This window comes from Georgenia wutianyii (assembly GCF_006349365.1).
GTDB classification, from domain to species: Bacteria; Actinomycetota; Actinomycetes; order Actinomycetales; family Actinomycetaceae; genus Oceanitalea; species Oceanitalea wutianyii.
The window spans coordinates 606876-627868 of record NZ_CP040899.1 but is presented as its reverse complement, the minus strand read 5'-3'; the positions used below and the strand labels follow the sequence as shown (position 1 = coordinate 627868).

The 20993-nt window shown below is 73.8% G+C and carries 14 protein-coding genes; 5 read left to right on the top strand and 9 right to left on the bottom strand.

The window, feature by feature from the left end:
- Window positions 1-14 precede the first annotated feature (14 nt).
- Together FE251_RS02845 and FE251_RS02840 are read left to right on the top strand one after the other, a co-directional pair.
- Window positions 15-1208, top strand: a complete 1194-nt coding sequence (locus tag FE251_RS02845; protein ID WP_139070945.1) for an LCP family protein — start codon at window positions 15-17, stop codon at window positions 1206-1208.
- A 121-nt stretch (window positions 1209-1329) separates the two neighbouring features.
- Window positions 1330-2553, top strand: coding sequence for an LCP family protein (locus FE251_RS02840; protein ID WP_139947770.1), 1224 nt, complete (start codon window positions 1330-1332; stop codon window positions 2551-2553).
- A 14-nt stretch (window positions 2554-2567) separates the two neighbouring features.
- Here FE251_RS02840 and FE251_RS02835 read toward each other — a convergent pair whose 3' ends face one another.
- On the bottom strand, window positions 2568-2981 hold the full coding sequence (locus FE251_RS02835; protein WP_139947768.1) for a CoA-binding protein: 414 nt from the start codon (window positions 2979-2981) through the stop codon (window positions 2568-2570).
- Between the two features lie 229 nt (window positions 2982-3210).
- Between FE251_RS02835 and FE251_RS02830 the strand changes: the two genes are divergently transcribed.
- Window positions 3211-7566: a phosphodiester glycosidase family protein gene (locus tag FE251_RS02830; RefSeq protein ID WP_139947766.1), complete on the top strand. Its 4356-nt coding sequence runs from the start codon at window positions 3211-3213 to the stop codon at window positions 7564-7566.
- 456 nt (window positions 7567-8022) lie between these two features.
- Here the strand turns inward: FE251_RS02830 and galE are convergent, their stop codons facing one another.
- Genes galE through FE251_RS02815 form a run of 3 tightly spaced genes read right to left on the bottom strand, consistent with a single transcriptional unit; the run spans window position 8023 to window position 10732 of the window.
- Window positions 8023-9003, bottom strand: a complete 981-nt coding sequence (galE, locus tag FE251_RS02825) for a UDP-glucose 4-epimerase GalE (protein WP_139073831.1) — start codon at window positions 9001-9003, stop codon at window positions 8023-8025.
- A 47-nt stretch (window positions 9004-9050) separates the two neighbouring features.
- Window positions 9051-9572 carry a 5-(carboxyamino)imidazole ribonucleotide mutase gene (purE, locus tag FE251_RS02820; RefSeq protein ID WP_139073830.1) on the bottom strand — a complete coding sequence of 174 codons (522 nt, stop codon included), beginning with the start codon at window positions 9570-9572 and terminating at the stop codon, window positions 9051-9053.
- Window positions 9573-9598: 26 nt separating this feature from the next.
- Window positions 9599-10732, bottom strand: a complete 1134-nt coding sequence (locus FE251_RS02815; protein ID WP_230976594.1) for a 5-(carboxyamino)imidazole ribonucleotide synthase — start codon at window positions 10730-10732, stop codon at window positions 9599-9601.
- 79 nt (window positions 10733-10811) lie between these two features.
- On the opposite strand from FE251_RS02815, the gene FE251_RS02810 reads away from it, so the two are divergent.
- A complete protein-coding gene (locus FE251_RS02810) occupies window positions 10812-11330 on the top strand; it encodes a GtrA family protein (protein WP_230976519.1) in 519 nt (172 codons plus the stop codon).
- 195 nt (window positions 11331-11525) lie between these two features.
- Here the strand turns inward: FE251_RS02810 and FE251_RS02805 are convergent, their stop codons facing one another.
- The 5 genes from FE251_RS02805 to FE251_RS02785 all read right to left on the bottom strand — a co-directional run bounded on the left by FE251_RS02805 (window position 11526) and on the right by FE251_RS02785 (window position 20161).
- The gene (locus tag FE251_RS02805) at window positions 11526-12848 is read right to left on the bottom strand and encodes an ATP-binding protein (protein ID WP_139947764.1); all 1323 of its coding nucleotides are present in this window, start codon (window positions 12846-12848) and stop codon (window positions 11526-11528) included.
- Window positions 12849-12854: 6 nt separating this feature from the next.
- The gene (locus tag FE251_RS02800; protein ID WP_139073827.1) at window positions 12855-13541 is read right to left on the bottom strand and encodes a response regulator transcription factor; all 687 of its coding nucleotides are present in this window, start codon (window positions 13539-13541) and stop codon (window positions 12855-12857) included.
- A 165-nt stretch (window positions 13542-13706) separates the two neighbouring features.
- Entirely contained in the window at window positions 13707-18110 is a 4404-nt protein-coding gene (locus tag FE251_RS02795; RefSeq protein ID WP_168202633.1) for a family 16 glycoside hydrolase, read from the bottom strand.
- A 137-nt stretch (window positions 18111-18247) separates the two neighbouring features.
- Complete coding sequence (locus tag FE251_RS02790) at window positions 18248-19255, bottom strand: adenylate/guanylate cyclase domain-containing protein (RefSeq protein ID WP_139072138.1); 1008 nt, start codon at window positions 19253-19255, stop codon at window positions 18248-18250.
- Between the two features lie 81 nt (window positions 19256-19336).
- On the bottom strand, window positions 19337-20161 hold the full coding sequence (locus FE251_RS02785) for a biotin--[acetyl-CoA-carboxylase] ligase (RefSeq protein ID WP_230976518.1): 825 nt from the start codon (window positions 20159-20161) through the stop codon (window positions 19337-19339).
- Window positions 20162-20257: 96 nt separating this feature from the next.
- Between FE251_RS02785 and FE251_RS02780 the strand changes: the two genes are divergently transcribed.
- A complete protein-coding gene (locus tag FE251_RS02780; RefSeq protein ID WP_139072140.1) occupies window positions 20258-20959 on the top strand; it encodes a DsbA family protein in 702 nt (233 codons plus the stop codon).
- Window positions 20960-20993 lie beyond the last annotated feature (34 nt).

The following is a 20993-nucleotide window of genomic DNA, read 5'->3' as shown; positions in this document are numbered from 1 at the left end:
TATAGTCGACAGTTGTGTCTGCCAGTACTCCTCGCCACGCCTCGTCGCAGCGCCGTCGTACCTCGCGTCTGGCCCGCGGCGGGGGCGTCGCCGCCCTCAGCCTGGTCCTGTTCGCCGGTAGCGGCGTCGCCATCGCGTACAACGACATCCAGGGCAACATCGACCGTCACGACATCGAGGACCTCCTCGGCGACCGGCCGACGACGGCGGGCGAGGAGGAGCCGCTGCCGATCGACAGCGCGGCCGGCGAGGACCTCAACATCGTCGTCCTCGGCTCCGACACCCGCGCCGGTGAGACCAACGCGTCCTTCGGGTCCACCCCCGAGGGCGGGCAGCGGTCCGACACGACGATGATCGCCCACATCTCCGCGGACCGGACCCGCATGGAGGTCATCTCCATCCCGCGCGACACGCTCGTGTCGATCCCCTCCTGCCGGCTCGAGGACGGCTCGTGGACCGAGCCGCGCAGCGAGGCGATGTTCAACACGGCCTTCTCCACCGGCGCGGACAACGGCGGCATCGGAACGGCCGCAGCATGCACGATCCGCACGATCGAGGAGCTCACCGGCATCTACATCGACGACTTCGTCGTCGTCGACTTCGCCGGGTTCATCAACGTCGTCGACGCCCTCGGGGGTGTCCCGATGTGCCTCGAGGAGCCGATCGACGACCCGAAGGCGCACGCCCAGATCCCCGCCGGCGAGCAGGTCCTCGACGGCCGCCAGGCCCTCGGCTTCGCCCGGGCCCGCTACTCCATCGGCGACGGCTCGGACATCAGCCGCATCGGCCGCCAGCAAGAGCTCGTCGCCGCCATCGCCCGCGAGGCGCTGGGCAAGAACCTGCTCACCGACATGCCGGCGCTCTACCGCTTCCTCGACGCCGCGACGTCGACCCTGACCACCGGTACCCAGCTGGGCTCGATCCCCACGCTCGCCGGGCTCGCCTACTCGCTGCGGGGCATCGACCTCGACAGCATCGTCTTCGAGACGATGCCCTTCGAGTACGCCGGCAACCGCGTCCGCCCCACGGCCGAGGCCGAGGAGCTGTGGGCCGCGCTGCGCGAGGACCGGCCGATCCAGGGCGCCCTCACGGCCGGCGGCGAGATCCCCACCGAGGAGGCGACCGGCGTCCCCACGGACGCCCCGACCACGGAGCAGCCTCCGGCCGCGCCCGAGCCGGAGCCGACCCCGACGTCGCTCTGCTCCTGAGCGCCTCCACCGCCCGGCACGCCGGGCGCACTACAGTGGCCCAGCACGGACAGTCGGGAGTGAGATGACCCAGGACGAGCGTCGGTCCCGCGGCCGCCGGCAGCAGCCGGACGGCCCAGCCATGCCTCCCTCGTTCGCGCCCGGCGCGTCGCGCCCCAGGCCCGACGCCCGTGGTGCGCGCCCCGTCGGCCCGCCCGCGGACGCCACCCGGGCCATGCCGACGACGCGTCCCGCCGCGCCCGAGCGCCGTTCGGTGCACGCCCAGCAGGGCACCGCGCAGCCCGCGCCGGCCCAGCGTCCCGCGGGTCAGCGGCCCGCCGGACAGCCCGCGCCCGCCTACGCGCCCCGGCAGGCTCCGGTCGCCGTCCGCGAGGCCCCGCCCGAGCAGCCGGTCGCACCCCCGCCGGTCAGGCGCAAGCGCCGCGGGCGTCGGGTCGTCGCGACGGCGCTCGTCCTCCTGCTCGTCCTGACGATCGCGTGGCCCGTGGGCCTGCTCATCTGGGCCAACGGGAAGATCAACCACGTCGACGCGCTCTCCGGGGCGCCCGACACGCCCGGGACCACCTACCTCCTCGCGGGCTCGGACTCCCGGGGCAGCGGCGTCGTCGACGACGGCACCGAGGGCCAGCGGTCCGACACGATCATGGTGCTCCACAAGCCGGAGTCCGGCCCGGCGGCGCTCATCTCCCTGCCGCGCGACACCTTCACCGAGATCCCGGGGTACGGCGCCAACAAGCTCAACGCGGCGTTCTCCCTGGGCGGCCCGCCCCTGCTCGTCCAGACGGTCGAGGGCCTCACCGGGCTCACCGTCGACCACTACGTCGAGATCGGCATGGGCGGCGTGCGAGACGTCGTCGACTCCGTCGGCGGGGTCGAGCTGTGCCTCGACATGGACGTCGACGACCCGATGAGCGGCCTCGTCTGGCAGGCCGGGTGCCACCCGGCGGACGGGGAGACGGCGCTCGCGTTCGCACGGATGCGCTACTCCGACCCGACCGGTGACATCGGCCGCACGGACCGTCAGCGCCAGATCGTCGCGGCGATCGTCTCCGAGGTGAGCAGCCCCGGCACGCTGCTGGACCCGCGCGCGCAGGTCGGGCTGGCCGGCTCGGCACTCGACTCGATCGCCGTCGACGAGGACACGAACATCCTCGACATCGCCCGCATGGCGCTGGCCTTCCGCGCGGCGACCGGCGCCGACGGGCTCGTCGGCCCGCCGCCCATCGCCGACCTCAACTACCAGCCGGGCGGGGTGGGCTCCACCGTCCTGCTCGACCCGCAGCGCGCCCCGCTGTTCTTCGAGCGGCTGCGCGACGGCGAGCTCACGGCGGCCGACTTCCAGTAGGCCGGCCCCGCGCCTCAGGCGTGGATGAGCGGCGCCTCGATGACCGGGCACGTGTCCATGACGACGTCCAGCCCCGCGGCCGCGGCGCGCGCGGCGGCGGCCTCGTCGACCACCCCGAGCTGGAGCCACACGGCCTTCGCCCCGGCGGCGATCGCCTCGTCGACGACCCCGCCGGCGAGTGAGGAGTTGACGAAGATCTCGACGACGTCGATCGGCCCGGGCACGTCGGCCAGGCGCGTGTAGCCGCGCGCCCCGTGCACGGTCTCGGCGCGTGGGTGCACCGGGACGATCTCCATCCCGAGCCGCTGGACGTGCCCGGCGACGCCGTAGGCGATGCGCTCGCGGTTCTCCGACAGGCCGACGATCGCCCACCTGCCCGGGGTGGTGAGCAGGCGCTCGATGACGGCGGGGTCGTTGCGGTGGCTCATGCGGGGGCCAACACGGCGGAGGGGGACGGCATTCCTCCGGACGCCCGGGGTTCACCGCGGGTTCACGGCCGGCGCGTACGGTCCGAGCCACGCGAGCGGCGGGGAGACCCGATGTGGAAACAAGTTTCGACACCTCATTGCCCGCGTCAAGCCCTGCCCAATAGGGTGAGGCCCGTCACGCCGGGGGGCGGGGTCTCGCTTCCCTCCGACCCACCACCAGGAGGATGAGTTGTCCCACCTCAGGTCCGCCCCACGGCCGGCCCGCCTCGCGGCGTCCGCGACCGTCGCCGCGCTGCTCGCCGCGGGGTTCGTCGCCGCGACACCACACGAGTCCCACGCCGCCACCCAGCCCGTCGTCGTCGCCGGGATGGAGCTCGACGCCGGCGGCGCCGCGATCGTCACCGACGTCGACCACACCGTCCTCGCCCCCGGCCTGGACCACGTCACCTTCGAGCGGCTCGACGCCGACGGGTGGCTCCAGGTCAACGTGCTCAAGGCCGAGCTCAGCGACTCCACCGTGCGCGCCGACTACATCGGCCCGGAGCGGGTCGCCCAGGGCGCCACCGTGAGCGAGATGGCCGAGCGCGCCGGCGCCGTCGCCGCCGTCAACGGCGACTTCTTCGACATCAACAACTCCTGGGCCCCCGCCGGCGCCGCCGTCTCCTCCCGCGACGGCATCCTCAAGTCGCCCAACCCGGGCCGCGGCCAGTCCGTCGCCTTCGACGAGTCCGGCCTCGGGCGCATCACCCGCCTCCTCCTCGAGGGCACCGTCGAGCTGCCGGACGCCACCCTGCCCCTGTCCGGCGTCAACCTCTTCGCCATGCCCGCCGGCGGGCTCACCGTCTACACCAGCCACTGGGGCGAGTACACCCGCACGCGGGCCGTCCCCGCCGGGGAGACCGGCGTCGAGGTCCTGCTCGACGCCGAGGGCCGCGTGACCTCGGTCGGCGCCCCCGGCGAGGGGCAGCTGCCCGAGGGCACGCAGGCGCTCGTCGCCCGCCCCGGGGCCGCCGCCGACGCGCTGGCGGCCCTCGAGCCCGGCACGCAGGTGACCGTCGCCTACGCCCTGGACCAGGAGGACGTGCGCGTCGCCGTCGGCGGCCAGCCCGAGGGCGAGCCGCCGGTGCTCGCCGACGGCGTCGTCGGCAGCGCGGACGGGGAGTACAACACCACCCGCCACCCGCGCACCGCCATCGGCTTCAGCGAGGACGGCGCGACCGCCTACTTCGTCGTCGTCGACGGCCGTCAGGCCACCTCCCGCGGCCTCAGCCTGCGCGAGCTCGGCGAGCTCATGCTCGACCTCGGCGCCCACGACGCACTCAACGTCGACGGCGGCGGCTCCTCCCAGATGAACGCCCGTGAGCCCGGGGCCGCGGGCACCACCGTGCGCAACAGCCCCTCCGACGGCTACGAGCGCGAGGACGCCAACGGCCTGGGCCTGTTCCTCTCCGTCCCCGGCTCCGGCGCGCTCACCGCCTTCCGCGTCGAGCCGCTGTCCGGCGACGAGGATGCGCACCGCGTCTTCCCCGGCCTGCACCGCACCCTCACCGCGCACGGCATGGACGAGACGTTCTCCCCGGTCGCGGGCGCCCCGAGCGCCTGGGCCAGCGACTCCGCCGCCGCCACGGTGAGCGAGGGCGTCGTCGTCGGGGCCGAGCCGGGCTCCGCCGTGGTCACCGCGTCCACGGGCGAGGCGACCGGCACCCTCGACGTCGAGGTGCTCGGCCCGCTCGCGCGGCTCACCGCCTCGCAGAACGTCCTCAACCTCGAGGCCGAGGGCTCCTCCGCCACGATCACGCTCACCGGCCACGACGCCGAGGGCTTCACCGCGCCGGTCGAGGCGCGCGACGTCACCGTGACCAACCCCGACCCGCAGACCTTCACCGTCACCCCGACCCCCGAGGGTGCCTTCGAGGTCACCGCCACCGGAGCCGAGGGCTCGGCGGTGCTCACTCTCGCCGTCGGTGAGGTGAGCGTCGAGCTCGTCGTCGCCGTGCCGCTGGAGCTGCGCGTCATCGACGACCTGTCCGCCGCCGAGCGGTGGACCTCGGCCCACGACCGCGCGCCCGGCGGCACCGTCGTGCCCGCCGAGGGCCACGACGGCGGCGACGGGCTGCGGATGACCTACGACTTCACCCAGTCGACCGGCACCCGCGGCCAGTACGCCGTCGCCCCGGGCGGGGCGATCGAGATCCCCGGCCGCCCCCAGAAGCTGTCGGTGTGGGTGGACGGCGACGGCAACGGCGCCCTCCTGCGCCTGCAGGTCCGCCAGGCCAACGGCGTCGTCGGCTGGATCGACGGGCCCGGCGGCTCCCAGTCCCTGCACATCACGTGGGAGGGCTGGCAGCGGGTCGACTTCGTCGTCCCGTCGTCCTTCGAGACGCCGCTGACCCTCGAGCGCATCCGGGTGCTGGAGACCGTCGCGGCCAAGCAGTACACCGGCGAGGTCGGCTTCTCCGACATCTACGCCTACCTGCCCCCGGACGGCGTGCCCGCGCCGAAGGAGCAGCGGGTCACCGACCCGCTCGTCGTGCCCACCGGGGAGACCGACGACGACGACCTGCGCGTCGCCGTCATGTCCGACGCCCAGTTCGTCGCCCGCAACCCCGAGAGCGGCGCGGTCGAGGGCGCCCGGGACGCCTTCCGGGAGATCGTCGCCGAGGACCCCGACCTCCTCGTCATCAACGGCGACCTCGTCGACGAGGCCGCCCCGGAGGACTTCGACCTCGCGCGCACGATCATCGAGGAGGAGCTCGGCGACGCCCCGTTCGACTGGTACTACGTCCCGGGCAACCACGAGGTCATGGGCGGGCCGATCGCCAACTTCGTCGAGGAGTTCGGCGCGACCTCCCACGCGATCGACCTCGGTGCCACCCGGGTCGTCACGCTCAGCTCCGCCACCGGGCGGCTCGCGGCGGACTTCGCGCAGGTGCAGATGCTGCGCGAGCAGCTCGACGCCGCCGCCGCGGACGACTCGGTCACCGGCGTCCTCGTCTTCGCCCACCACCCGACCAACGACCCGCTCCCGACGAAGAACAGCCAGCTCACCGACCGGCACGAGGCGGCGATGATCGACTCGTGGCTCGCGCAGTGGCGTGCGGAGACCGGCAAGTCGGTCGCCTACGTCGGCGCGCACGTCGGCGTCTTCGACACCACCCGGGTGGACGGGGTGCCCTACGTCATCAACGGCAACGCGGGCAAGAGCCCGTCCTCCACGCCCGCCGACGGCGGGTTCACCGGCTGGACGATGCTCGGCGTGGACCCCGAGGCAGGCCGCTGGGCCGAGTCGGAGGACGAGTGGCTCGCCGTCGAGGTGCAGACGCGCGTCGACGAGCTCACCGTCACCGCGCCGCAGGAGGCGCTCGGCGCCGGTGAGCAGGTGGTGCTCGAGGCCGAGGTCACCCAGGACGACACGCGCACCTTCGGCCTCGCCTGGCCGATGAGCTGGGCCTGGTCGGGCTCGCAGGGCGTCCACGTCGGGGCCGTCGCGGACGCGCCGGCCGACGCCGTCGTGGCACTCGACCCGGCCACGGGGACGGTCACCGGCCTGCGTGCCGGCACGGTGGAGGTCACCCTCGCGGTGAACGACGCGACGACGACCGTGCCCGTGGCGGTGACCGGCGGCGTCGTCGCGGTCACCGGCCGGCCCGTCGTCGGCAGCGAGCTGCGTGCCGACATGTCCGGCTGGGACCTGTCCGACAGCGCCGAGGTCACCTTCCAGTGGCTGCGCGACGGCGCCCCGATCGCCGGGGCGACGAGCGGGCGGTACACGCCGGTGGCCGCCGACGCCGCGGCGATGCTCGCCGTGCGGGCCACCGTCTCCGCCCCCGGCCTGGCCACGGTGAGCGGGACGAGCGAGCCGGTCGGCCCGGTCGCCCCCGCCCCCGGCTCGCCGACCCCGGTCGGCGACAAGGGCTTCCACCTGTCCAACACGTGGCGGGGCACCACCGACGTCTACTTCGCCTACGGCCGGTCGACCGACGAGGTGCTCATCGGGGACTGGGACGGCGACGGGCGCGACACGATCACCGTCCGCCGCGGCACCGCCTTCCACGTCTCCAACGCCCAGCGCGGCGGGGCCGCCGAGACGGTGCTCCACTACGGCCGGCCGGGCGACGTCGTCCTCGTCGGTGACTGGGACGGCGACGGGCGCGACACCTTCGCGGTACGCCGCGGGGCGGAGTACCACGTGAAGAACTCGCTCTCGGGAGGACCAGCGGACACGGTCGTCGTGTACGGCCGCGCCGGTGACGAGGTGCTCGTCGGCGACTGGGACGGCGACGGGCGCGACACCTTCGCCGTGCGCCGCGGGCAGGTCTACCACGTCAAGGACTCCCTGCGTCCGGGTCCGGCGGACGTCGTCCTCGCCTACGGGCGGGCCGGCGACGTCGTCCTGTCCGGCGACTGGGACGGCGACGGCCGCGACACCCTCGCGGTGCGCCGCGGGGCGACGTACTACGTGAGCAACTCGCTGCGCAGCGGCGAGGCCGAGCGCGTCGTCACCTTCGGCCGCCCCGGCGACGAGGTCCTCGTCGGCGACTGGGACGGTGACACCACCGACACCCTCGGCATCCGCCGCACCTGACCCTGTCGGAGAGGGCCCGGCCGCCCAGAAGCGCAAGCAAGCGGCCGGAAGGAGCGCAGGAGGAACGGACAGGAAGAAGGGGGAGGGGTGTGCCGGCCGGGTGCGTGCACCCGGCCAGCACACCCCTCCCCCTCCCCCTCCCGCCGACAGCCGACTTGTGCGCGACAGCCGACTTGTGCGCGACAGCAGACTTGTGCGCGACAGCCGACTTGTGCGCGACAGCCGACTTCCGTACGACAACGGGCTTCCGCACAGTGCCGCCGCCTGCTCCCCGTCACGCGACCGCGCAGCTCCCCCGAGGGTCTGCTCCCCGGCCTGTCACAGGGGATGGCCTCTCTCGCGCGAGACTTCGACGTCGGTCGGAACTCCGCTCTCGCGCGAGACTTCGCTCTCGCGCGAAACTCCGCTCTCGCGAGGAAGTCGGCTCTCGCGAGGGGGCAGGGAAGGGGCCGAGGGTCAGCCGATGCGGCGGGGGCCGGCCTGCCAGGCCTCCCAGGCGCTCTCGATGATCTCGGGCAGCCCGTTGCGCGTCTGCCAGCCGAGCACCTCGGCGATCCGGTCGGCGGAGGCGACGAGCCGCGGCGGGTCACCCGCGCGCCGCTCCTCGACGTCGGGAGTCACGTCCAGCCCGGACACCCGTCCGATCTCGGTGATGACCTCCTTGACCGACGCCCCCTGCCCCGTGCCGACGTTGAGGACCAGGTTCCCGCCGTCGCCGCCCGCGAGGTGGTCGAGCGCGGCCAGGTGGGCGTGGGCCAGGTCGAGGACGTGGATGTAGTCGCGGATGCACGTGCCGTCCGTCGTCGGGTAGTCCTCGCCGAAGACCTTCGGCCGCTCCCCCTTGGCGAGCCGGTCGAGCACCATCGGCACGAGGTTGAGCACGGCCGGGTCACCGAGGTCGGGCCACCCGGCGCCGGCGACGTTGAAGTAGCGCAGCGACGCCGCCCGCAGCCCCCAGGCGCGCCCGGCGTCGGCGATGAGCCACTCCCCCACGAGCTTGGTCTCGCCGTAGGGGTTGATCGGGCGCGGGTCGGTGTCCTCGGTGACGATCTCGACGTCGGGCATCCCGTAGACGGCCGCCGAGGAGGAGAAGATCAGCCGGTCCGCCCCCACGGCCTCCATCGCCGCGACGACGTTCGCCAGCCCGGTGACGTTCTGCTGGAAGTACCAGGCGGGCCGGGCCACCGACTCCCCCACCTGCTTGCGGGCGGCGAAGTGGACGACGCCGGTCACCTCACGCTCGCGCATCACCTGCTCGAGGAGCTGCTGGGCATCACCACCGGCGACGTCGAGCTCGACGAGCGTCGCGTCACCGACCCTGTCCTCCCGGCCGGTCGACAGGTCGTCGACGACGACGACGTCCTCGCCACGCTCCTGCAGCAGCCGGACGACGTGCGCCCCGATGTACCCGGCCCCGCCGGTGACCATGATGCTCATGGCGTCAGGCTACCGACGCGCAGCAGCGGGGCGTTGCCCCCGCTCGGCTACGCCGAGAAGCCCGTGGTGTGCCTGCGCGCCGCGGCGAGCCGCGCACCCTTCTCCTCGGCGACGCGGCGCAGGTTCTCCTGGAAGTCGACCATGCGCCGGCGCAGCTCGAGGTCCGCCTCGCTCGTGCCGGCCGCGAGGATGCGCGCGGCGAGCAGCCCCGCGTTGCGCGCCCCGCCGACGGAGACGGTCGCGACCGGGACGCCGGCGGGCATCTGGACGATCGAGAGCAGCGAGTCCATCCCGTCGAGGTGCCGCAGCGGGACGGGCACGCCGACGACGGGCAGCGGCGTCACGGCGGCGAGCATCCCGGGCAGGTGCGCTGCTCCCCCCGCGCCGGCGATGATCACCCGCAGCCCGCGCCCGGCAGCCTCGCGGCCGTAGGCGAGCATCTGCTCCGGCATCCGGTGCGCGGAGACGACCCCGACCTCGTAGCCGACGCCGAGCTCCTCCAGCGCGTCGGCGGCCTGCTCCATGACGGGCCAGTCGGAGTCCGACCCCATGACGATCCCGACGTCCATCCGCGGTCCTCTCCTCGTTGGTGCGTTCACGCGCCTACCGGGTCCTGCGCCTGCTCACCGGGCCGGCCACCGAGCAGCGCGACGGCGGCCCGAGCCTCGCGCCGCACGTCCTCGAGGTCATCACCGTAGACCGTCACGTGCCCGAGCTTGCGTCCGGGCCGGACCTCCTTGCCGTACAGCTCGACCCGCGCGCGAGGGCAGCGGGCGAACACGGCGTCGAGGGCGCGCGCCGGGTCGGGCAGCTCGCTGCCGAGGAGGTTGACCATGACGCTCACCGCGGCGCGCGCGTCGGTGGGCCCGAGCGGCAGGTCGAGCACGGCCCGCAGGTGCTGCTCGAACTGGCTCGTCACCGCGCCGTCGATGGTCCAGTGGCCGGAGTTGTGCGGCCGCATCGCGAGCTCGTTGACGGCGATGCACGGCGCCCCGTCGTCGCCCGGGAACTCGAACATCTCGACGGCGAGCACCCCGGTGACGTCGAGCCCCTCGGCGATGCGGGTCGCGACGTCGACGGCGTGGGCGGCGAGCTCGGCGGGCAGGTCGGGCGCGGGGGCGAGGACCTCGGCGCAGACGCCGTCGCGCTGGATGGTCTGGGCGACCGGCCACGCGCGGACCTCACCGCTCGGGCGGCGGGCGACGAGGACGGCGAGCTCCCGGGTGAACGGGACGTGCTCCTCGGCGAGCAGCGCGTCCTCACCGGTGAGCGCGTCGAGCCAGTCCCCGGCGTCGTCGGCGGAGGCGACGACGCGCACGCCCTTGCCGTCGTAGCCACCACGGGCGGTCTTGACGACGACGGGCCAGCCGGTCGCGTCCCCGAAGGCGGCGAGCTCGTCCCTGGTGCGCACGGGTGCCCAGCGGGGGCACGGCACGCCGAGCCCGCCCAGCGCGGTGCGCATGACGATCTTGTCCTGCGCGTGCCGCAGGGCGCGGGCGCCGGGGCGGACCGCGACGCCCTCGGCCTCGAGCTCGTCGAGGAGGGTGCCGGGCACGTGCTCGTGCTCGAAGGTGAGGACCTCGGCACCGGGCAGGATGCCGCGGACCGCGTCCGGGTCGTCGGCCCTGCCGACCGGGGCGTCCGGCACCACCTGGCCGGTCGCGCCGTCGGGCGCCTCGACGAGCACCCGCAGGCGGACGTCGAGCCCGATCGCCGCCTGCTGCATCATGCGGGCGAGCTGCCCGCCTCCCACGACCGCCACCACTGCTCCCACGGTCCGCGAGCCTACTGCCCGGTACGCTGGAGAGGTGACCTCGTCCCATGCCACGGGCCCAGCGACCCAGGAGGATCAGGCGGCCGGCGAGGCGGTCCCCGCGGCCGGTGGGCGCTGGCGGCGGTGGCGCGAGCAGGCGGCCGAGCTGGCGAGGTTCGGCGCCGTCGGGGGTGTCGCGTTCGTCGTCGACGTCGGCCTGATGAACCTCCTGCGCTTCGGGCCGGGGGAGATCCTCGGGCACAAGCCGCTCACCGCGAAGGTGGTCTCCGTCGTCGTCGCCACGCTCGTCGCCTGGCTGGGCAACCGGTACTGGGCGTTCGCCGGGTCTCGGCGGGAGCAGCGGGGGCGCGAGCTCGTGTGGTTCCTCCTCGTCAACGCCGGCGGGATGCTCATCGCGGTCGGCGCCCTCGGGATCTCGCACTACGTCCTGGGCTTCACCTCGCCGCTGGCGGACAACATCGCGGCGAACGGGGTGGGCCTCGTGCTCGGGACGGCGTTCCGCTACTTCTGCTACCGCTACCTCGTGTTCACCGGGAAGCCGGTCGCCCCGTAGAAGTCGGCTGTCGCGCGCAACTCGGCTCTCGCGCGCAACTCGGCTCTCGCGCGCAACTCGGCTCTCGCGCGCAACTCGACTCTCGCGCGCAAGTCGGCTCTCGCGCGCAAGTCGGCTCTCGCGCGCAAGTCGGCTCTCGCGTAGAAGTCGGCTGTCGCGCGCAAGTCGGCTCTCGCCGGGGGGAGGGGGGACGGGTTACCAGCGGCGGCGGCGGCGGCCCATGCTGACGAGTGAGCCCTGCGGGAGGACGACGGCGGGGTCGAACGTCTTGGGCACCGCGGACAGGAAGATCGCGAACACCGGGGGCTGGCGCTGGGCGAGCTCCAGGCGCCCGCCGTCGGCGGCGACGAGGTCGCGGGCCAGCGCGAGACCGCGTCCCGTCCCCTTCCCGGACGTCACGTTGCGCTCGAAGATGTCGGGGGCGAGGTCGTCGGAGACGCCGGGCCCCTCGTCGGTCACCTCGATGACGACGCCGTGCTCGGACGCCGAGGCCCGCGCACGCACCGTCGTCGTGCCGGCGCCGTACTTGAGCGAGTTCTCCAGGAGCGTGGACAGCACCTGGGCCAGCGCGCCGGGCGTGGCGAGGACCGCGATCTCGGAGTGCTCGGGCAGGACGAGCTCGCGGCCGGCCGAGGCGAACGTGGGGCCCCACTCCTCGGCCTGCTGGGCGAAGAGGTCGGCGAGGCGCAGCGCCTCGGTGGTCCCGCCGCCAGCCTGGCGCGAGTTGCGCAGGAGGTCCTCGACGACGCCGGTGAGTCGCTCGACGAGCTCGAGGCTCACCCGCGCCTCCTCGGCGACGTCCTCGTCCGTGGCGATCGCCTGGATCTCCTCCAGACGCATCGACAGCGCGGTGAGCGGGGTGCGCAGCTGGTGGGAGGCGTCCGCGGCGAACTGTCGTTCGGCGGCGAGCCGCCCGGCGAGCCGGTCGGCGGTGCGGGTGAGCTCGGCGGCGACGAGGTCGATCTCCTCGATGCCGGACTTGCGCAGGTGCGGGCGCACCTGGCCCGAGCCGATCTGCTCGGCGCTGGCGGCGAGGTAGATGAGCGGGGCGGCGAGCTTGCGGGCCTGGCGGCGCGCGACGAGCACACTGACGCCGAGCGCGAGCACCGCCGCGACGACGACGAGCGCGACGACGCGCACGACCATCCACTGGACGGCCACGGCGCTCACCTCCATGCGGACCGTGGCACCGCTCGGCGTCACCTGGACCGCGCGGAGCACCCGCCCCTCGACCGGGTCCCCGGCCGTGAAGATCCGCCCGACGTCGTCCTGGACGACGATGCGGGCCCCGAGGTTGTTCTCCCCACCGACGAACGGCGCGAGCATCGCGTCGTCGAGCTCCTCACCGTTGGCGATCCGCCGCTCGACGGCGCGCCCGACGTAGGAGGTGCGCAGCTCCAGGGTGGAGCGCTCGGACTCCCAGATCATCAGCCCGCCGAAGACGGCGAGCGGGACCCCGAGCAGCAGGACGGCGACGGTGACCGCGACGAGCGTCATCGTCACCGCGCGACGACGCACGCCGCCTCAGCTCTCGCCGGTCGTCTCGAAGCGGAACCCCATGCCCCGGACGGTGGTGATGTAGCGCGGGTCGTTCGCGTCGTCGCCGAGCTTGCGGCGCAGCCACGAGACGTGCATGTCGAGCGTCTTCGTCGAGCCGCTCGGGTCCGAGCCCCAGACCTCGCGCATGAGCGCGTCGCGGGAGACGACCGAGCCGGCCTCACGGACGAGGACGCGGAGCAGCTCGAACTCCTTGGCGGTGAGCTGCAGCTCGCGCTTGCCCTGGAAGGCGCGGTGCGCGGCGACGTCCACGCGGACGTCCTGGGCGGTGAGCTCGTCCTCGTCGGTGAGCTCACCACCGGCGCGGCGCAGCAGCGCCCGGACCCGGGCGAGGAGCTCGGCGAGCCGGAAGGGCTTGGTGACGTAGTCGTCGGCGCCGGCGTCGAGGCCGACGACGAGGTCGACCTCGTCCGCGCGGGCGGTGAGCACGAGGATGGGGGTGGTCATCCCCTGGCTGCGGATCCACCGTGCGACGTCGAGCCCGTCCATGTCCGGCAGCCCGAGATCCAGCACGATGAGGTCCATGCCCGCGGAGTTGTCGATGGCCCCCTGACCCGTGCCGTGCGCGCGCACCTCGTAGCCCTCGCGCGTGAGCGCGCGGGCCAGCGGCTCCGCAATTGCCGGGTCGTCCTCGACGAGAAGTACATTGGTCACACCGCCATCGTAAAGGTTCGTCAGAGGACGCGGGTCCGGAGCACACCGACGTTTTACCCTCCGGGGACCTGCGGACCGGTCCGGACGGCCCCGCCGCCGGATGCGGAAGGGCCCGCAACCGTCCGGTTGCGGGCCCCTCCGTCGGCTGGTCGCCGGACCTCCTCGTCAGCCGATGAGGTCGATGACCACCTCCACGTCCTCGTGCAGCTCCGCCCGCGCCGCGGGGGCGAGGGTGTCGGGCCGCTTCGGGTTCTCCAGGTGCGTGACGAACCGCTCGAGCGCGCGCAGCGCCTGGGTGGTGCGGTCACCGTCGAGGTGACGGGCCGCCTGGTCGAGCGCGTTCGTCAGCTGCGAGGCGATCGGCCCGGCGACGGTCCCGGCCGCCACGTGACCCGCGAGGGTCGCGCGGAGCTGCGCCATCGCGGTGTGCGGGTCGGTGGGCTGGCCGTCGTCGGTCGAGAACGTGTGCGACCACTGCGCCCCCGCCCCGTCGGCCACCACGTACCCGGCCAGTGCCCGCGCCGTGACGGTCACCGTCCCGGTCCCGGCGTACGAGCCGGCCGCGACGACCTGCCCGTCGACGACGTACTCCACCCCGGGCGTGCGGGGCACGGTGTAGCCGTCGTCGGCGGTGCCGGGCTCGTCGGTGAAGGTCACCGCCGCCGGCGTCACCGTCACCGGGCGCGTGCCGGGCTCCCCGGCCTCCTGCCCCGTGAGGTACTCGAACCCGGTGGTGACGAACTCCTCGCCACGCGGCGCGAGGTCGTACTCCAGGACGTAGTACGCGATGTCCGCGTGCTCCTGGGCCGCCGCGAGGATGGCCTGGAGGTCGACGTCGCCCTCACCGAGGTTGGTGAAGGTCGGGTTGCCGGGCGCGTCGAGGTTCGTCGCGTCCTTGACGTGGAGCAGCTCGATGCGGTCACCGTGCTCCTCGAGGAGCGCCGGGACGTCGATCCCGGCGTCCGCCGCCCAGGCGACGTCGAGCTCGAACGTCACGTACTGCGGGTCGGTCTCCTCGACGAGGATCTCCCAGGCCGACATCTGCTCGCCGTCGTGGGTGTAGGTCGTGGTGAACTCCCCGGCGTGGTTGTGGCCGAAGACCTTGCCCACGCCTGCCGCCACGGACCGCTCACCGAGCCGGTCGAGCGTCTCCGCCGTGGCGAGGGTGTCCTCGTAGGACCCGATGCCGGGGGCGGCGAACCCGCCCGAGCCCACGTACTCCTGGCCCAGAGTCCGGACGTAGTCCAGCGTGCTGTCGAAGCTCCCCTCGGCGACGTCGTAGTGCGAGGACGGGACGTCCAGGCCGACGGCGTCGGTCAGCGCCCGGAACTCCGCCGCCGTGTAGCCGGCGAAGCTGCCGCCGAACGGCTCGATGTTCTGCAGGCCGATCTCGGCGAGCCGCGCGAGCACCGGCTCCAGGCCCGCCTCGCCCACCCACGGGATGAGCGAGAAGAGCTGGACGGAGACCTGCTCGGCGGGCACGTGGACCGGCTCCGCCGGCTCGTCGGTCAGCTCCTTGACCTGGATGTCGCGGTAGAAGACCGTCTCACCCCCGCCGTGGTTCTGGATGCCGACGAACCCGGAGCTGAGGTCACGTGCCGGGTCGGTGCTCGTGAAGTCGTTGACGAGGGTGCCGTTGAGGAAGATCTTGATGTTGTCCCCGTCGACGACGATCTCGTAGCTGTTCCACGAGCCCACCGGGTTGAGCGACTGCTCCACCGCCGCGGCGTCCGCCCCCTGGAAGGTGTAGACCGCACCGGTCGTACGGTCCGCAGCGTCGGTGGCGTCGATCTGGATCTCGTAGCCCTGGTTGACGGCGACCCACGGGTCGTTGCCCGGGTCCGGGAAGCCGACGAACACACCGCCGTTGTCGTCCTTGACGAGCTTCCAGTCGAGCTTGAGGCTGTAGTCCCCGAACTCCTGCTCGGCGTACCAGAGCAGCCCCATCCCGCCGGAGCCGCGCAGCGAGCAGTCCTCGTAGCGGCCGAAGGACCCGGCGCCGGCGAGGCGCCAGTCGGCGAAGCTCTCGAGGGTGCCGTCGAAGAGCGCGGTGTACCCCTCGTCCGCGGGTTCGGCCACGCACATGTCGGCGGCGCCCACGGACAGCGCGTCGAGGTTGACGTTGCCGTCGTCCCCCGTGTCGTAGCGCAGCGCGATGGTGTTGGTCCCCGCGTCGAGCGGCAGCTCGCGGGTCACGGTGGCCCAGGTCTTCCAGTCACCGGTGGTGGGCAGCTCCCACGGCCCGACCTTCTCGCCGTTGAGGTAGAGCGACATGGTCTTCGTGCCCGCGAACGGGTGCGGTCCGTTGGAGTACCGCAGGTGGACCGGGTAGGTGCCGGCCTCCTCGACCGTGGCCGTGAAGCGGACCTCGGCGCCGACCTGCTGGACGCCCTGGGCGAAGCCCGTGCCGGAGTAGCCGTTGTGCTCGTCGTGGGGGTTCGCCCCGCCGAGCAGCGTGGCCTCCTCGGCCTCGTAGTAGCCGCGGTCCTCCGGGCCGACGTAGCCGGGCAGGGAGTTGAGGGTGTACCAGGCCTCGGTGCTCCACAGCTCCTGGCCCGTGGCGTCCTGGAAGGGACGCGGGGAGCGGACGTGGACGACGTGCCCCGGCTCGAGGCCGTCGATGGCCAGCGTGACGGTGGTGCCGTCCTCCGAGAGCTCCGCGCCGGTGACGGGCAGGGTCACCTCGCCCACCTTCGGGCCGCCGTAGCTGGCCGTCGGCACGTAGCGCCACTGGGTGACCTCGTAGGCCTCGGCGAGCGCCGCGGCGGTCTCCTGGGACAGCGGCTGGGTGTACTCGAGCTCGAAGCCGCCCTCGACGACGCGCATCTCGGCGATGTCGAAGTTGTCCTCGCTCACCGGCTCGAGCTTCTGCAGGCCGTAGCGCAGCTTGCCCGACTCCCCCCAGTTGCCGGCCTCGCCGATGCCGCCGACGTAGATCGCGCCGTCGGGCCCGACGATCGTGCGGTTGACGCCGGCCTCCAGGCCCGCGGTGTGGCGGAAGACGGCGCCCTGGTACTCGCCGTCCACCTCCTCGAGGAACGCGCGCTGCAGGCCGCCGTAGGTGACGTCGCCGAAGAGCATCTGCCCGGCGAACGGGCCGTCGGTGAGCTGGAAGGGCGCGCTCGGGGAGTTGCCGATCTCGTTCTGCGGCACCCACACGACCGGCTGGGTCACCGGCTGGTCGTCGAAGGGGCCGGCCGGGTTGGTGTAGTGGTTGAAGAAGCGGCCGGGCTTGATGTGGACGAGCTTGGAGCTCGGCAGCCAGTCGCCCTGGTTGTCCATGGCGAACAGGTCCTGCCCGTCGGTGCCGCCCCACCCGATGCCGTTGGGGGTGCGCAGGCCGCCGGCGACGAGCTCGACCTCACCGGTCTCCCGGTCCACCGCGATCGTCGTGCCGCGGTTGGGCGCGGGCTGCGGGTTGGTCGAGGCGCCACCGTTGTTGATGGCCACGGAGAGGTTGAGGTAGAAGTTCTCCTCGTCGTGGACCAGGCCGAAGGCGAACTCGTGGAAGTTCCCACCGTCGGGCCACGTGGCGAACTTGCCGTCCTCGTGCTCCGGGTTGCGGACGTAGGCGGCCGTCTCCGGGTCGGTGGCCTGCGGGTCCGGGACGAGCTCGGTGAGGCCGTCGCGCTCGGAGACGAAGATCGAGTCGCCGATGACGTCGACGCCCATGGGGTTGAACAGCCCGTCGTGGACGAGCCGGTAGGTGACGTCCTCCGGGCCGTCGGCCTCCTGGGCGCCCTCGAGGATGTAGACCTGCCCGGTGTACGGGTCGGGCTGCCAGCCGCCGGGGCTCACCTGGCCGGCGGTGACGACGACGAGGTCGCCGTCCTCGGTGAAGTCGAGCGCCGAGACCGCGGGCTCGAAGCCCTCGGGGCGCAGGTCCACGAGCTCGTAGTTCGGGTTGACGTCGTAGAGCCGCAGGCCGTCACCGGGGGTGTCGGTCGCGCCCTCGCAGAACTTCACGCCGGGCGCGGTCACGCGGACCACCTCGGCGTCGGTGCTCAGCGCCGTGGTCGGGACGAGCTCGAAGGAGGACGCGCCCGGCGGCTGCCAGTAGAGGCTGAGGCGCTGGTTGAAGCTGCCCTCGTAGTGCTCGACGCGCAGGTCGTGGACGCCGGCGGTGAGGCTCACGGTCGCCTCGACGGACGTCGAGTCGTTGGGGCCGTCGTTCTCCAGGACGAGCTGCCCGTCGATGTAGACGAGCGCGCCGTCGTCGTTGGTCACGCGCAGGCCGTACTCCCCGTCCGCGGGGACGTGGAGGTTGGCCAGGGCGTGGGTGATGAAGTTGTCCGAGGCCCCGAACTCCTCGTCGGTGCGCCAGTCGATCGTCGGCATGAGCTTGTCGACGTTGGGCGTCGTCGCGGACCGCAGCGTGCAGACCTCGCCCGGGTCCTGTGCGAGCTGGTAGGTCCGCAGGGTGACGCCCGGGGTCTGTGCGGGCAGGTCGTCGGCCAGGGCCGGCGCGGCCAGCCCGGCACCCAGGACGGCGCCGGCGCCGAGAACGGCGACGGTGCGGCGGAACCATGGTCGGTGCCCCCCGGTGGACACGGCGGTGCGTTCGAGCATCCTCACTCCTTTGGTCGGCCTCGATGCCGGCGGGCAGGGCGTCACTGCCCTCCCGTCCAGCAACGAAAGACGCTAGCCACCCTTGATGACGCGGTCAACCAACTTCCGGTCATCTGCCGCTAGAAGTGGACCTCGCGTCAGGAGGGTGCGGGCGCCTCGGCGGCCCGACGCAGCTCGACCGGCGTCATCTGCCCGATACCCGGCATGTCCGCCGGCCCGTGCGGCACCATGGCGAACTCGGCCGCGGACGGGGAGCTCGCCAGCCGCTCGCTCGTCGAGGGGTCCATGAGGATCGTGTCGGGCGGTGCGACGTCGACGAGCCGGGCCGCGAGGTTGACGACGGGCCCGAAGACGTCGCCGGAGCGGGAGATCACCCGGCCCCAGACCACCGACCCGCGCACGGGCAGCAGGTCGGGCCGGGCGTGGATCGCCGAGAGCAGGGCGAGGGCGACGCGCGCCGCCGTCGTGACGTCGTCGGCGGCGAACAGGACGGCGTCGCCGATGGTCTTGACGACGCGTGCGCCGTGGGAGGTGATGACGTCGCGCGCGGTGAACTCGAAGCCCTGGACGAGGGCGGCGAGCTCGTGCGGGCTCAGCCGCGCCGAGCTCGACGTGAAGGAGACCATGTCGACGAAGCCGAGCGCGCGGGGCAGCGGCAGCGTGTCGCTCGCCGACTCCTCGACCGACCGCCCGGCGACCTCGACGTGCATCCGCTCGACGAGGGCGGCGAGCTGGCGGCGCCACGCGTAGACGAGCTGCCCCTCGAGCAGGCCCGCGGCGTCGGCGATGTGGTCGAGGACGACGAGCCGGGCACCGGTGTCGTCGAGCTTGAGCCGGCGGCCGGCGTCCTCGACGAGCGCCTCCACCTGCCACAGGACGAGCCGGTCGGCCAGGTAGCTCTGGGCGCGCAGGAGGGACACCGCGGTCGCCCGGTCGGTTGCCACGCCGGCGACGAGGGAGCCCATGGCGCGCAGCGCCTCGGCGTCGCGCCCGGTGAACGTCACGGCGTCGTCGGCGACGTTCGGGAAGCCCATGGCACGCCAGAAGAGGCGCGCGGTGGCGAGGTCGACGCCCGCCCGCTCGGCGAGCTCGACCATCGTGAGACTGGGCTCGCCGCCGATGAGCTCGGCGACGCGCTCGGCCACGGTCGACCTCGGCGGCACGGTGGCGGAAGTGGGGTCGCTCGGGCGTCCCCCTGGGTCTGCGGCGCCCGTCACACCCCCAGGTTAACGTTTCGGCGGCGGCGAGTCGTCGCTGTCCATGTCCTCGCCGCGCACGTGGAGGACGTCGCCGGCGAGGACGGCGTGCTCGCGGCCCGCGGCGTCACGCACGAGGAGACGGCCGGCGTCGTCGATGGCGCGGGCGGTGCCGTGCAGCGGCGCGGCACCGGGGAGGTCGACGCGCACGGGCCGCCCGAGGGTGAGGCAGCGGTCGGCGACGTCGGCGAGCAGGCCGGCCGCCTGGGCGTCGCCGTCGTGCGCCTCCCACCGGGCCAGGAGCCCGGCGAGCTCGCGGCCGACGGCGGTGAGCAGCTCCGGCGCCGTCGGGGCGGGCAGGCCGGCGAGGGCGAGCGAGGTGGCCGAGGGGACGGGCAGGTCCTCCGGACCCTGGGTGAGGTTGACGCCGATGCCGACGACGGCGGCCGGTGGGCGCCCGGGCAGCAGCTCGGTGAGGATCCCGCCGACCTTGCGGGCGGTGCCCCACCCGGGCAGCTCCGTGCCGGCGTCCGCGACGAGGACGTCGTTGGGCCACTTGAGCCCGACGGCGCCGGGGAAGCCGCGCACGACGGCCAGCCCGGCGAGGAGCGTGAGCCACGGCAGCCGCTCGGCCGGCACCCGCGGCCGCACGAGGACGGAGGCCGTGAGGGCGGCACCCGGCGGGGTCTGCCACCGGCGCCCGGCCCGGCCGCGACCCGCGGTCTGGTGCGCGGCGAGGACGGCCGACAGGTGCGGCCACCCGGAGGGGTCGGCGGTGGCGGCCTCGCGCAGGACCGTGTTCGTCGAGGCCGCCTCGGCGAGGCGCTCGAGCCGGGCGAAAGGGGCGGCGTCCACGCCCCGAGCCAACCACACCGGGCAGGGCGGTCCGTCCCGCGAGGTGGCGCCGGGCGCGGCTTAGCATGGTTGTGCCGTCTACGTCTGGAGTCCCCCATGTCCTCCTCCCGCGCCCGGGTCGTCGTGCCCGTGCTCCTCCTGCTCGTCGTCGTGGCGGTCGTGGCCGGGCTCCTCGTTGGGCGCGGGAACGACGAGGAGCCGTCGGCTGCCCCGACCGCCACCGCGACCGCCCCTGCGACCGCCGAGCCCGAGCCCGCCACCGAGGCGACCGCCCCGGACCTCACCCGGCGCACCGAGGGCGACGCGATGGCGCTCGGCCCGGTCGACGCCCCGGTGGGCATCGTCGTGTACTCCGACTACTCCTGCACGTACTGCCAGCGGTGGGCGCAGGAGACGCTCCCGACCCTGGCCGCCTACGCCGAGGAGGGCGACGTCCGCCTCGAGTCGCGCGACGTCGCGATCCTCGGGGAGGACTCCGAGCGGGCCGCCGTCGCCGCGGCCGCCGCGGCGCGCCAGGGCGCCTACTGGGAGTACCACGACCTGCTCATGTCCGACCTCCAGGCGCGCTCCGAGGAGGACCTCGTCGCGTTCGCCGAGCAGGCAGGGCTCGACGTCGAGCAGTTCCGGGCCGACCTCACCGACCCGGAGGTCCTCGCCGTCGTCGACCAGAACATGCAGGAGGCGCAGGCGGTGGGCCTGCAGTCCACGCCGAGCTTCATCGTCGGCGGCACCCCGGTCGTGGGCGCCCAGCCCACCGACGTCTTCGTCGAGATCATCGAGGCCGAGCTCGGCTCCTGAACCGACCGGCCCCGCCGGTGGGCCCACGGGCCCG

Excerpts from the sequence above, each read along its gene's own strand:
- FE251_RS02840 (WP_139947770.1), top strand. The coding sequence starts at position 1,330 with ATGCCTCCCTCGTTCGCGCCCGGCGCGTCGCGCCCCAGGCCCGACGCC.
- FE251_RS02835 (WP_139947768.1), bottom strand. The coding sequence starts at position 2,981 with ATGAGCCACCGCAACGACCCCGCCGTCATCGAGCGCCTGCTCACCACC.
- galE (WP_139073831.1), bottom strand. The coding sequence starts at position 9,003 with ATGAGCATCATGGTCACCGGCGGGGCCGGGTACATCGGGGCGCACGTC.
- purE (WP_139073830.1), bottom strand. The coding sequence starts at position 9,572 with ATGGACGTCGGGATCGTCATGGGGTCGGACTCCGACTGGCCCGTCATG.
- FE251_RS02815 (WP_230976594.1), bottom strand. The coding sequence starts at position 10,732 with ATGATGCAGCAGGCGGCGATCGGGCTCGACGTCCGCCTGCGGGTGCTC.
- FE251_RS02795 (WP_168202633.1), bottom strand. The coding sequence starts at position 18,110 with ATGCTCGAACGCACCGCCGTGTCCACCGGGGGGCACCGACCATGGTTC.
- FE251_RS02780 (WP_139072140.1), top strand. The coding sequence starts at position 20,258 with ATGTCCTCCTCCCGCGCCCGGGTCGTCGTGCCCGTGCTCCTCCTGCTC.